General features: G+C 65.3%; 14 protein-coding genes and 1 tRNA gene. 11 read left to right on the top strand and 4 right to left on the bottom strand.

The features are described 5' to 3' along the window. Positions 1-34 precede the first annotated feature (34 nt). The 4 genes from rpsF to LY44_RS14315 all read left to right on the top strand — a co-directional run bounded on the left by rpsF (position 35) and on the right by LY44_RS14315 (position 1769). Positions 35-460: a 30S ribosomal protein S6 gene (rpsF, locus tag LY44_RS14300; protein ID WP_055209475.1), complete on the top strand. Its 426-nt coding sequence runs from the start codon at positions 35-37 to the stop codon at positions 458-460. A 17-nt stretch (positions 461-477) separates the two neighbouring features. Beyond that, positions 478-705, top strand: coding sequence for a 30S ribosomal protein S18 (rpsR, locus tag LY44_RS14305; protein ID WP_013067733.1), 228 nt, complete (start codon positions 478-480; stop codon positions 703-705). A gap of 12 nt (positions 706-717) precedes the next feature. Further along, the gene (gene rplI / locus LY44_RS14310) at positions 718-1293 is read left to right on the top strand and encodes a 50S ribosomal protein L9 (RefSeq protein ID WP_055209474.1); all 576 of its coding nucleotides are present in this window, start codon (positions 718-720) and stop codon (positions 1291-1293) included. Positions 1294-1535: 242 nt separating this feature from the next. Beyond that, a complete protein-coding gene (locus LY44_RS14315; RefSeq protein WP_055209473.1) occupies positions 1536-1769 on the top strand; it encodes a hypothetical protein in 234 nt (77 codons plus the stop codon). A 60-nt stretch (positions 1770-1829) separates the two neighbouring features. On the opposite strand, the gene tig is transcribed toward LY44_RS14315, so the two are convergent. Together tig and LY44_RS14325 are read right to left on the bottom strand one after the other, a co-directional pair. After that, positions 1830-3164, bottom strand: coding sequence for a trigger factor (gene tig / locus LY44_RS14320; RefSeq protein WP_055209472.1), 1335 nt, complete (start codon positions 3162-3164; stop codon positions 1830-1832). Positions 3165-3393: 229 nt separating this feature from the next. After that, positions 3394-3476: transfer RNA gene (locus tag LY44_RS14325), tRNA-Leu, on the bottom strand. Positions 3477-3661: 185 nt separating this feature from the next. Here LY44_RS14325 and LY44_RS14330 point away from each other — a divergent pair. Beyond that, complete coding sequence (locus LY44_RS14330) at positions 3662-4192, top strand: Hint domain-containing protein (RefSeq protein WP_081024423.1); 531 nt, start codon at positions 3662-3664, stop codon at positions 4190-4192. A gap of 91 nt (positions 4193-4283) precedes the next feature. On the opposite strand, the gene LY44_RS18525 is transcribed toward LY44_RS14330, so the two are convergent. Together LY44_RS18525 and LY44_RS18530 are read right to left on the bottom strand one after the other, a co-directional pair. Continuing rightward, on the bottom strand, positions 4284-5138 hold the full coding sequence (locus LY44_RS18525; RefSeq protein ID WP_055209470.1) for an NAD(P)H-hydrate dehydratase: 855 nt from the start codon (positions 5136-5138) through the stop codon (positions 4284-4286). Between the two features lie 68 nt (positions 5139-5206). Further along, positions 5207-5818, bottom strand: a complete 612-nt coding sequence (locus LY44_RS18530) for an NAD(P)H-hydrate epimerase (RefSeq protein WP_317617997.1) — start codon at positions 5816-5818, stop codon at positions 5207-5209. 196 nt (positions 5819-6014) lie between these two features. On the opposite strand from LY44_RS18530, the gene LY44_RS14345 reads away from it, so the two are divergent. From LY44_RS14345 to thpR, 6 genes are all read left to right on the top strand, one after another. Further along, positions 6015-6353: a P-II family nitrogen regulator gene (locus LY44_RS14345; protein ID WP_013067397.1), complete on the top strand. Its 339-nt coding sequence runs from the start codon at positions 6015-6017 to the stop codon at positions 6351-6353. A gap of 81 nt (positions 6354-6434) precedes the next feature. Continuing rightward, positions 6435-7844, top strand: a complete 1410-nt coding sequence (gene glnA / locus LY44_RS14350) for a type I glutamate--ammonia ligase (RefSeq protein WP_055209468.1) — start codon at positions 6435-6437, stop codon at positions 7842-7844. A 217-nt stretch (positions 7845-8061) separates the two neighbouring features. Continuing rightward, positions 8062-8991 (top strand): ACP S-malonyltransferase, encoded by a 930-nt coding sequence (fabD, locus tag LY44_RS14355; protein WP_055209467.1) that lies wholly within the window; start codon positions 8062-8064, stop codon positions 8989-8991. An 80-nt stretch (positions 8992-9071) separates the two neighbouring features. Then, positions 9072-9809, top strand: a complete 738-nt coding sequence (gene fabG / locus LY44_RS14360) for a 3-oxoacyl-ACP reductase FabG (RefSeq protein ID WP_055209466.1) — start codon at positions 9072-9074, stop codon at positions 9807-9809. 201 nt (positions 9810-10010) lie between these two features. Further along, positions 10011-10244: an acyl carrier protein gene (locus tag LY44_RS14365; RefSeq protein ID WP_013067402.1), complete on the top strand. Its 234-nt coding sequence runs from the start codon at positions 10011-10013 to the stop codon at positions 10242-10244. Between the two features lie 66 nt (positions 10245-10310). Beyond that, positions 10311-10862: an RNA 2',3'-cyclic phosphodiesterase gene (thpR, locus tag LY44_RS14370; RefSeq protein WP_055209465.1), complete on the top strand. Its 552-nt coding sequence runs from the start codon at positions 10311-10313 to the stop codon at positions 10860-10862. Positions 10863-10931: the final 69 nt, after the last annotated feature.

A 10931-nucleotide genomic window follows, 5' to 3' on the forward strand; every position in this document is an offset into this window, starting at 1 on the left:
CCCTATGAAGCCGCCTTGTGAAACAGGAGCCTACATGCCGCTTTACGAGCATGTCCTCATTGCGCGTCAGGACCTTTCCAACGCGCAGGCCGAAGGCCTGATCGAACACTTCTCGTCCGTGATCGGCGACAACGGGGGCAAGGTCCTCGGGTCCGAATACTGGGGCGTGAAGACCATGGCCTACAAGATCAACAAGAACCGCAAGGGCCATTACGCGTTCCTGCGCACCGACGCGCCCTCGGCCGCCGTGCAGGAGATGGAGCGTCTCGCCCGTCTGCATGACGACGTGATGCGCGTGCTGACCATCAAGGTCGACGGCCATGACGAAGGCCCCTCGGTGCAGATGCAGAAGCGTGACGACCGCGAAGACCGTGGCGATCGCGGTGATCGTGGCGACCGTGGCCCGCGTGGCGACCGTGGCCCCCGCGAAGATCGCGGCCCGCGTCCCGAGCGTCGTTGATCCGAGGAGAGTGACCCATGGCTACCAAACCCTTCTTCCGTCGCCGCAAGGTTTGCCCGTTCTCGGGCGATAACGCGCCGAAGATCGACTACAAGGACGTCCGTCTGCTGCAACGCTACATCAGCGAGCGCGGCAAGATCGTTCCCGCCCGCATCACCGCCGTCTCGGCCAAGAAACAGCGCGAACTGGCGCAGGCGATCAAACGCGCCCGCTTCCTCGCCCTGCTTCCCTATGCCGTGAAGTAAGGAGACCTGAACATGCAAGTCATCCTTCTGGAACGTGTGGCCAAGCTTGGCCAAATGGGCGACGTGGTGAAAGTGCGCGACGGCTACGCCCGCAACTTCCTCTTGCCGCAAGGCAAGGCGCTGCGCGCGAACGACGCCAACATCAAGAGCTTCGAAGCCCGCAAGGCGCAGCTGGAAATCCGCAACCTCGAGACCAAGAAAGAAGCCGAAGCGGCCGCCGCCAAGCTTGAAGGTCAACAGTTCGTGGTCATCCGCTCCGCTTCGGACGCCGGGGCGCTTTACGGCTCGGTCACGCCGCGCGACGCCGCCGATGCGGCCACCGCCGGTGGTTTCTCGGTCGACAAGCGTCAGGTGGCGCTGAAAGCCCCGATCAAGGAGCTGGGTCTGCACGAGGTGCACGTGATCCTGCACCCGGAAGTCCAGGCGACGATCACCATCAACGTCGCGCGTTCGGCTGAAGAAGCTGCCATTCAGGCGGCCGGCAAATCGATCCAGCAGCTGGCGGCGGAAGCCGATGCGGCGGCGGAATTCGAAATCGCCGAGCTCTTCGACGAAGTCGGCGCCGCGGCGAACGACGACGACGAATAAGACCCTTCCCCCGGGAAGTGTTGCAACCGCGCCCCTCGGGGCGCGGTTTTGTTTTGGCCGCACGGGTTTTGCGCGGCACGGAAAATGCACAAAATTTGACGAAACTGTTTCCCATTCCCGCCCGAATTACACCTCAGGGTTGCAAGGCCTCCCCGTCGGGGGTCTGTTCAATTGGTCACGAGTGACAGGTTCGCGCGCCCGGTTTCCGGATCGGGCGCCGCGGCACCTGCAAGGAGGAAGCGATGGAATTCAGGATTGCGGCGATGGTGCTTTTCGGGATGACTTTGGGAATTCTGCATGCCGAAGGCGACCGGCTGGGGGCGCTGGATCGGTTCTGGCCCGATTTCGGCCCGCGCGCTCTGGTGCAGATTTCCGAAAACGCCGAAAGCGTGCGGTCTTCGTTCGACCCGGTGGCGCTGCCCGCGCCGCCAGTGCTGCGCCCGGCGACGGCGCCCCGATTCGTCCGCGCCGATTGAGGCCCGCGATGAAAAAGGCCGCCCCGAGGGGCGGCCTTTCCTGTCACTGTCCGGTGACGCTCAGAGCTCGTCCAGCGCTTCGATGGCTTTCTGCAGCTCTTCCTTGCTGACCTCTTTCTCGGTCACGGCAGCGCCCGCGACGATGAAATCGATCACTTTTTCTTCGTAAAGCGGCGCACGGATCTGCTGTTGCATCTGCGCATTGCCTTTCACGAATTCGAAGAATTCGCGCTCGTGGCCCGGGTATTGACGCGCCGCGGCCAGAACCGCCTGGGTCATCTCGGCATCGGTCACTTCGATCTTCTCGTTGCGGCCAAGCTCGGCCAGCAGCAGGCCCAGACGCACGCGGCGCTCGGCCAGCGTCTTGTGCTCTTCGGTCGGCTCCACCGCGCCATGGTCATGGCCGTGGTGATCCGGGTTTTCCTCGTGCCAGAGCTGATGCGCGATCTGACCGGCTTCGGCCTCGACCAGCGACGGCGGCAGGTCGAACTTGACCTGCGCATCCAGGATGTCGAGCAGGGCGCGTTTCAGGATCGCCCGCGAGGCGCCCTTGAATTCCGCTTCCAGACGCGAGGCGACCTGACCCTTCAGGGCCTCCAGATCGGCGGCGCCGAATTTCTTCGCCAGCTCGTCGTCGATCTCGGCCGGTTTCGGGGCCTTCACCGCATGGACGTGGCATTTGAAGGTGGCTTCCTTGCCCGCCAGATGCGCCGCACCGTATTCGGCCGGGAAGGAGACTTTCACTTCCACATCTTCGCCCGCTTTCGCGCCGACGAGTTGATCTTCAAAGCCCGGGATGAACGAGTTCGAGCCGAGCACGAGCGGGTATTCCTCGCCCTTGCCGCCTTCGAACGCCTCGTCGCCGAGGAAGCCTTCGAAGTCGATCACGACCTGATCGCCATCCTTGGCCTTGCTGCCTTTCTTGCGGTCCTCGAAGGCCTGCGCCGATTTCGCCAGGTTTTCCAGCGCCTCGGTCACCGAAGCCTCGTCGGCCTTCACCACCAGACGCTCCAGCGTCACGGTGGCGCGGTCAAAGGCCGGGATCGGCGGCAGGGCTTCGTAGGACACGGTGAAGACGGCATCGGTGCCCGGCTTCCAGTCCTTGCCGTTTTCCATCTCGACCTTCGGCTGCAGCGCCGGACGGTCGCCCGATTGATCAAGCAGATCCTTGATCGCGCCATCGACGGCTTCGTTCAGGACATCGCCCAGAACGCGGTCGCCGAAGTTCTTGCGCAGCATCGCCATCGGCACCTTGCCCTTGCGGAAGCCCTTGATCTCGACTTCGGGCTGCACTTCGATCAGCTTTTCGGTGACTTTCGCATCCAGTTCGGCGCCGGTCAGCGTGATCGTGTAGCCGCGCTTGAGGCCTTCGTTGAGGGTCTGGGTGACCTGCATGGGGTTTCCTCTGGTTCGGGCGCGCCGAAAAGACGCGCTCAGGCAAATTTCAGCCGCCCTTCTAGGGGCTGGCGACCTTGCTGGCAAGGTGAAAAGCCGCAGCCCGATCGGGTGCCGGACGGCTTTTCCCGCCCGTTTCCGGTCCCGGCGTGGCAAAAAGATCGAAAAGATTCGTCCAGACGCGCCGTCGTCCGCGGGCAGGTCGGGGCAGGGGGCGGGACGGGTCAGATGGTGCGGGTGAAGGGACTCGAACCCCCACGCCAAGGCGCCAGAACCTAAATCTGGTGCGTCTACCAATTTCGCCACACCCGCACTGCCCTCGCTTTTAGCAACTCGCGCGGCCCCTGTGTAGGGGGGCAACAGGTCTGCAGGCAAAATAGGGTTTTGTTAACCTTTGCCCTCGCCAGACCGCGGGGCCTGTCCTAGGCTCCGGATCAGAGCCGCAAAGGCCGGATGATCAAAAGCGCCGGAAACCGGCGCGAGAGCAGGAAGACCCGATGGACAGGCAGGCCATAGGGCGCGAGCAGGGCGGGGCCAGGGGGCCCCTGTCTTCCGCGTCCGCCTTCACATTCGATTCCCGTCTGGGCGCCGAAAGCGCGCATGGGGTGGCGGGCTTCGCCCTCGGCTCGCGGGTGACGACGATGGACGGGCTCTTGCCGGTCGAATTCCTGACCCTGGGCGACCGGATCGTCACCCGTTCGGGGATGCGGGTGCTGCGCGGCCTGTCCAGCCTGCCGCTGGTGTCGCGGCTGGTCGGCATCGCGCCCGGGGCGCTTGGCCATGACCGGCCGGGGCAGGCGATGGTGCTGGGCGCGGGCACGCAGGTGCTTTTGCGCGACTGGCGGGCCGAGGTGATGTTCGGCTCCGCCCAGGCGCTGGTGGCGGTGGAGCGACTGATCGACGGGCAGTTCATCACCCGCATCACCGGCCGCAAGATCCGGATTTTCGCGCTGCATTTCGAGGCGCCCGAGGTGATCTATGCCGATGGGGTCGAGATCGGCTGCACTCCCCTGGCCCTGCGCAGCTGACAAAAGGCGGAAAGAGCGTATTTGCCCCAGGAAAAAGGCCATGGGCTTTTTCTTGGCAAAAATACGCCCTGTCGCGGTCTCAGGCCGCGGCTCAGAGGTTCAGCGCGCGAAAGACTTTCGGCAGTTCCTCGGGCAGGTCCTCGGCGATCAGGCCGGGGCCGAAGCTCAGCGCGGCTTCGACATGCAGCCAGGCGCCGGTGCAGGCGGCCTCGAAGGGCGTCAGCCCGCGCGCCATCAGCCCGGTGATGATCCCCGCCAGAACGTCGCCCGATCCGGCGGTGGCCAGCCAGGGCGCGGCGCGCGCGCCGGTGGCGCTGTGCAGCGCGGCCTCGCCCGAGGGTTGGGCGATCGCGGTTTCGGGGCCTTTCAGCAGCACCGTGCAGTTGATCCGCGCGGCGGCCTGACGGGCGGCCTCGACCCGGGGCAGGGTGCCATCCTCCAGCGCTTGCGCAAGATCGGGAAAGAGGCGGCGGAATTCGCCCTGATGCGGGGTGATCACCACCTGATCGTGCATCGCGTTGAACAGCGGGCCGGTGTCGGCGCTGAAGGCCGAGAGCGCATCGGCATCAAGCACGCTGGGACGGCGCAGCCAGAGTGCCGCGGGCACCATTTCAAGCGCCCGCGGCAGACCGAGCCCCGGGCCGAGGCAGAGCGCATTCAGCCGCGGATCCTGAAAATGGCCGCGCAGGGAATAGGCGTCGGGCAGCGGGGTCAGCATGATCGCGGTCAGCTGCGCCGCATTCTCGGCCAGGCTGATCTGCGGACAGGCCAGCGTCACCAGCCCCGCCCCCACCCGCAGCGCGGCGCGCGCGGCCAGACGGGCGGCGCCGCCCTTGCCGGGGCTGCCTGCCAGAATCAGCGCGTGGCCGTGATCGTATTTATGCGCCACGGGCGATTTGGCGAGGCTGGAACGTATCTCCTCGGTCAAGGTGATCTGGCGGAACATGGCCCCTCCGGCGCGGTCGTTTTGGCCCACCCTGGCACGGGAGGGTGTGAAAAGCGTGAAGATCCGCCCTAAAGGCCGATCGGTTTGACGATGACGCCGATGCCCTCGGCGCGCAGCTGCGCATGCAGCGGCTTTTCGCGGTGGAAGGTGACGGCCAGCGAACAGGGCGCCGAGGGCCATCCGGCCGAGTCGGCACGCGCATCGGCATCGCGCCCCGAGGGCAGGTCGATCGCCAGCACCGGCCGCCCCGCCGCGGCCAGCGCGGCGAAGATCGGCCCGAAGCCGGTCAGCGGCCGCGTCAGCCCAAGCCCGAAAAGCGCATCGACAACCAGATCGGCAGTGCTGAAATCGGGGGCGGCGGGCAGGGGGGCAATCGTGCCGATGCGCCGCCAGCGGTCGTGATTGGCGCGGGCGTCGGGCGGCAGCCGGTCCGCCTCGCCGTAAAGATAGAGCGTGACCTTCCAGCCGCGGCGACGCAGCAGCCGCGCCACCACGAAGCCGTCGCCGCCGTTGTTGCCCGGCCCGCACAGGATCATCGCATGGCGGCCCGCCTCGGCGGGAGGGCGGAAGGCGGGCCAGGCCTCGGCGATCGCCTCGACCACCGCCGCCCCCGCGCGTTCCATCAGCTCGAGCCCGCTGGCGCGGCCGGAGGCGATGGCAGCTCTCTCAAGGCTGCGCATTTCATCACTCGTCAGGATTTCCGTCATTTGCCGCCCAAACAGTTTACACTTTGCACAATAAATATGCCAACCGCCCAAATCATCATCACCATTCGGGGAATCCCCGGGCACGACGCACGCGCCAAAAGCTAGCCGATTGCGGGGCGGCGTGGAAAGTGGTGAGACGAGGGCGCAAGATCGAAAGGGGGGAGTCGGCATGAAGAAGGTCGAGGCGATCATCAAGCCGTTCAAGCTCGATGAAGTGAAGGAAGCGCTTCAGGAAGCGGGGATTCAGGGGCTGAGCGTGATCGAGGTGAAGGGCTTCGGGCGGCAAAAGGGCCATACCGAGCTTTATCGCGGGGCCGAATATGTCGTCGACTTCCTGCCCAAGGTGAAGATCGAAATGGTTCTGCCCGACGAGATGGTCGATATCGCCATCGAGGCCATCGTCGGCGCCGCACGCACCGAAAAGATCGGGGACGGGAAGATCTTCGTTTCCTCCATCGAACAGGCGATCCGCATCCGCACCGGCGAGACCGGCGAGGACGCGGTCTGAGACTTCCGAATTTCGGGCGATGGCCCGGCACCGCAACGGGCCCGGCCCGCACCCCATGCTCAACGAAAGGGTAATTTGCAAATGAGCGCAGTCAAAAAAGCTCTCGATCTGATGAAGGCGGAGGAGGTCGAATATGTCGACATCCGTTTCTGCGACCCGCGTGGCAAACTGCAACACGTGACGCTTGTCGCCGATCTCGTGGACGAGGACTTCTTCGAGGAAGGCTTCATGTTCGACGGCTCGTCGATCGCGGGCTGGAAGTCGATCGATCAGTCGGACATGAAACTGATCCCGGACGCGTCCTCGGTCTATATCGACCCCTTCTATGCCGAAAAGACCATGTGCGTGCATTGCAACGTGGTCGAGCCGGACACCGGCGAAGCCTATTCGCGCGACCCGCGCGGCACCGCGCTGAAGGCCGAAGCTTACCTGAAAGCCTCGGGCATCGGTGACACCGCCTATTTCGGGCCGGAAGCCGAATTCTTCATCTTCGACGACGTGCGCTACTCGGTCACCCCGGCCAAGGTCGCCTATCAGATCGACGCCGAAGCGGCGGCCTGGAACACCGATGCCGAAGTCGAGATGGGCAACCTTGCCCACCGCGCCGGCCACAAGGGCGGCTACTTCCCGGTGAACCCGGTCGACGAAGCCCAGGACCTGCGCGGCGAGATGCTCTCGACGATGAAGCGCATGGGCATGAAGGTCGACAAGCACCACCACGAAGTGGCGACCTGCCAGCACGAACTCGGGCTGATCTTCGGCGGTCTGACCGAACAGGCCGACAACATCCTGAAATACAAATACGTCATCCACAACGTCGCGCATGCCTATGGCAAGACCGTGACCTTCATGCCGAAGCCGATGAAGGGCGACAACGGCTCGGGGATGCACGTGAACATGTCGATCTGGAAGGACGGGAAACCGCTCTTTGCCGGTGACAAATATGCGGATCTGTCGCAGGAGGCGCTCTACTTTATCGGCGGCATCCTGAAACACGCCAAGGCGCTGAACGCGCTGACGAACCCCTCGACCAACAGCTACAAGCGTCTGATCCCGGGCTTCGAAGCCCCGGTGCTGCGGGCATTCTCGGCGCGCAACCGCTCGGGCTGCGTCCGTATTCCGTGGACGGAATCGCCGAAAGCGAAACGTGTGGAAGCCCGCTTCCCCGATCCGGCGGCGAACCCCTATCTGGCCTTTGCCGCGCTGCTGATGGCCGGTCTGGACGGGATCAAGAACAAGATCGACCCGGGTCCGGCCTCGGACAAGGACCTTTACGATCTGCCGCCGGAAGAACTGGCCGCGATCCCGACCGTCTGCGGCAGCCTGCGCGAAGCGCTGACCGAGCTCGAGAAGGATCACGACTTCCTGCTGGCCGGTGACGTCTTCACCAAGGACCAGCTGGAAGGCTACATGGCGCTGAAGTGGGAAGAAGTGTATGCCTACGAGCACACCCCCCACCCGGTCGAATATCAGATGTACTATTCCTGCTGATTTGCGGGATGGTTCGGGAAAGGGCGCCTTCGGGCGCCCTTTTCTTTTGTCGTGATGCGACTGCGACTCTTTGCGTATTTGAGCCAAGAAAAAACCCGGCGCTTTTTCTTGGTTCAAATACGCCGCGGGGGTCCGGGGGCGCGAAGCCCCCGGCGCTTCCGGTTGCTCCGGACGCTGCGTCAAGTTAGAGAAGGCCAGATTTGTCAAGGAGGCGGGCATGAGCGTGGCATGGGTGTTCCCCGGTCAGGGGGCGCAGACGATCGGGATGGGCAAGGCCCTGGCAGAGGCCTATCCGGCGGCAAGGGCGGTCTTCGATGCGGTCGATGACGCGCTGGGGGAAAAGCTGAGCGCCTTGATCTGGGAGGGCGAGATCGAGCGGCTGACGCTGACGGCAAACGCGCAACCGGCGCTGATGGCGACCTCGCTGGCGGCTGTGGCCGCGCTGAAATCCGAGGGGATCGAGGTGGGGCAGGCGGCCTTTGTCGCCGGGCATTCGCTTGGGGAATATTCGGCGCTGTGCGCGGCGGGGGCCTTGAGCCTGGCCGATACGGCGCGGCTTTTGCGCATCCGCGGCGAGGCGATGCAATCGGCGGTGCCGGTGGGCGTCGGCGCGATGGCGGCACTGCTGGGGCTTGATTTCGCCACCGCGGCCGAAGTGGCGGCCGAGGCGGCGCAGGGCGAGGTCTGTCAGGCGGCCAATGACAACGATCCGGCGCAGGTGGTGGTTTCGGGCCACAAGGCCGCGGTCGAGCGCGCGGTCGAGATCGCCAAGGGCAAGGGCGCGAAACGGGCGGTGATGCTGCCGGTCTCGGCGCCGTTCCATTGCGCGCTGATGCAGCCCGCCGCCGACCGGATGGCCGAGGCGCTGGCAGCGGTGACGGTCTCGGCGCCCCGCGTGCCGGTCGTGGCGAATGTGCGCGCCGAGGCGGTCGTTGACCCCGAGACCATTCGTCAGCTGCTGGTGGCGCAGGTCACCGGATCGGTGCGCTGGCGCGAGTCGGTGCTGTGGATGGTGTCTCAGGGCGTGACCGACTTTTGCGAGATCGGCGCGGGCAAGGCGCTGTCGGGCATGATCAAGCGCATCGCCAAGGACACGGTGCAAAAGGCCGTGGGCACGCCCGAGGATGTGGCGGCGTTGAAAGGCTGAGGACGCTGGGGGCTTTGCGCCCCCAGACCCCCGCAAGGTATTTGTGGCAAGATGAAAGCCACGTCAGGAAGGGCTTGCAGATGTTTGATCTGACTGGGAAATCGGCGCTGGTGACGGGCGCTTCGGGCGGCATTGGCGGCGAGGTGGCGAAGGCGCTGCATGCCGCCGGGGCCAAGGTGGCGCTGTCGGGGACGCGGGTCGAGCCGCTCGAGGCGCTGGCGGCGGAACTCGGCGAGCGGGCCTTTGTCTGCCCCGCGAACCTCTCGGACCCGGCCTCGGTCGAGGCGCTGCCGAAAGCGGCCCTTGAGGCGATGGGCTCTGTGGATATCCTTGTGAACAACGCCGGGATCACCCGGGATAACCTGTTCATGCGGATGTCGGACGAGGAATGGGCGAGCGTGATCGACGTCAACCTGACCGCCTCGTTCCGGCTGATGCGCGGCGTGCTGCGCCCCATGATGAAGGCGCGCTGGGGACGGATCGTCAATATCACCTCGGTCGTGGGGCAGACCGGCAACCCGGGGCAGGGCAATTATGCCGCCGCCAAGGCCGGACTGACGGGCATGTCGAAATCGCTGGCCTATGAGGTGGCAAGCCGCGGCATCACCGTGAACTGCGTCGCGCCCGGCTTCATCGCCACGGCGATGACCGACAAGCTGAACGAGGAGCAGAAGGCGAAGATCCTGACGCAGATCCCGGCCGGGCGGATGGGCGCGGCCGAGGAGATCGCGGCGGCGGTGCTTTATCTGGCCTCGCCCGAGGCGGGCTATGTCACCGGCACGACGCTGAGCGTGAACGGCGGCATGGCGATGATCTGAGCCCGCCGGTGTGACGAGTTGCCCCTGCCGCAAGGGCAGGGGCGAAAGCAAAACGGCTTGCCTTGTGGTTTTACTGTGATATGAGCGGCGGGGACGAGCGGGGGCTAGCCTCGGCTCGCGGCAGCCCGGGAAAACCGGTGTTGAAGCCGCTCGAACGAGCACTGACAGGATGGGTTTCGGCCCCCTAAACGAGGAAGAAACATGAGCGACATCGCGGATCGCGTGAAGAAGATCGTCGTGGAGCATCTGGGCGTGGAAGAGGACAAGGTCACCGAGACCGCCTCGTTCATCGACGATCTCGGCGCCGACAGCCTTGACACCGTGGAACTGGTGATGGCTTTCGAAGAAGAATTCGGCATCGAAATCCCGGATGACGCGGCCGAAACCATCCAGACCTTCGGCGATGCGGTGAAATTCATCACCGAAGCCGCCTGAGGCTTGCAAGCTTTCCGGCTTGACGAACGGCGCCCTTTCGGGCGTCGTTTGCATTTGGGGGATGCGATGCGGGTGTTTGTCGGGATCTTGCTGCCCGAGGCGCTTTGGGGCGCGGTGGCGGCGCTGCAGGGCGCGCTTGGTTGCGGGCGTCCGGTGGCCGAGGAGGCGCTGCATCTGACGCTGGCCTATCTGGGCGAGGTCGATCTGCCGGATCTGGAGCGGCTGCACGAGGAAATCTCGGCATTGCCCCTTGCGCCGTTCGAGGTGGTGATGGCGGGGCTTGACGTGATCGAGGCGGGCGACCGGACGCGGGCTTTGGTGCTGAGGCTGCGGCCAAGTCCGGCGCTGGAGGCGTTGCAGGCGAAGCTGGTGCAGGCGGCGCGGCGGGCAGGGCTGGATCTCGAGCGGCGCCGGTTCCGGCCGCATGTGACGATTGTGCGGTTCGGCAAAGGCCTTGGCGAGACGCAGGCGGCGCGGCTGGGGCATCTTCTGGAAAGCCGGGGCGATGTGGTGCTGCCCGCGTGGCGGGTCACGGGATTTTCGCTGATCCGGTCGCATCTGGGCCGCGAGGGGGCGCAGTACGAGGTGCTGGCCGATTATCCCGAGCCGCTGCGGTGACTCTGCGGCAGGCGAAGTGACGCCTGCGGCCGCGCATGACGTTGCACGGCTTTTGCGGCCCGTGTAGAA

It is taken from the genome of Rhodobacter capsulatus (genome assembly GCF_003254295.1).
GTDB classification, from domain to species: domain Bacteria; phylum Pseudomonadota; class Alphaproteobacteria; order Rhodobacterales; family Rhodobacteraceae; genus Rhodobacter; species Rhodobacter capsulatus.

Excerpts from the sequence above, each read along its gene's own strand:
- LY44_RS18530 (WP_317617997.1), bottom strand. The coding sequence starts at position 5,818 with ATGCGCAGCCTTGAGAGAGCTGCCATCGCCTCCGGCCGCGCCAGCGGG.
- LY44_RS14345 (WP_013067397.1), top strand. The coding sequence starts at position 6,015 with ATGAAGAAGGTCGAGGCGATCATCAAGCCGTTCAAGCTCGATGAAGTG.
- fabG (WP_055209466.1), top strand. The coding sequence starts at position 9,072 with ATGTTTGATCTGACTGGGAAATCGGCGCTGGTGACGGGCGCTTCGGGC.
- LY44_RS18525 (WP_055209470.1), bottom strand. The coding sequence starts at position 5,138 with ATGTTCCGCCAGATCACCTTGACCGAGGAGATACGTTCCAGCCTCGCC.
- thpR (WP_055209465.1), top strand. The coding sequence starts at position 10,311 with ATGCGGGTGTTTGTCGGGATCTTGCTGCCCGAGGCGCTTTGGGGCGCG.
- rpsR (WP_013067733.1), top strand. The coding sequence starts at position 478 with ATGGCTACCAAACCCTTCTTCCGTCGCCGCAAGGTTTGCCCGTTCTCG.
- LY44_RS14365 (WP_013067402.1), top strand. The coding sequence starts at position 10,011 with ATGAGCGACATCGCGGATCGCGTGAAGAAGATCGTCGTGGAGCATCTG.
- tig (WP_055209472.1), bottom strand. The coding sequence starts at position 3,164 with ATGCAGGTCACCCAGACCCTCAACGAAGGCCTCAAGCGCGGCTACACG.
- rplI (WP_055209474.1), top strand. The coding sequence starts at position 718 with ATGCAAGTCATCCTTCTGGAACGTGTGGCCAAGCTTGGCCAAATGGGC.
- LY44_RS14330 (WP_081024423.1), top strand. The coding sequence starts at position 3,662 with ATGGACAGGCAGGCCATAGGGCGCGAGCAGGGCGGGGCCAGGGGGCCC.
- rpsF (WP_055209475.1), top strand. The coding sequence starts at position 35 with ATGCCGCTTTACGAGCATGTCCTCATTGCGCGTCAGGACCTTTCCAAC.
- glnA (WP_055209468.1), top strand. The coding sequence starts at position 6,435 with ATGAGCGCAGTCAAAAAAGCTCTCGATCTGATGAAGGCGGAGGAGGTC.
- LY44_RS14315 (WP_055209473.1), top strand. The coding sequence starts at position 1,536 with ATGGAATTCAGGATTGCGGCGATGGTGCTTTTCGGGATGACTTTGGGA.
- fabD (WP_055209467.1), top strand. The coding sequence starts at position 8,062 with ATGAGCGTGGCATGGGTGTTCCCCGGTCAGGGGGCGCAGACGATCGGG.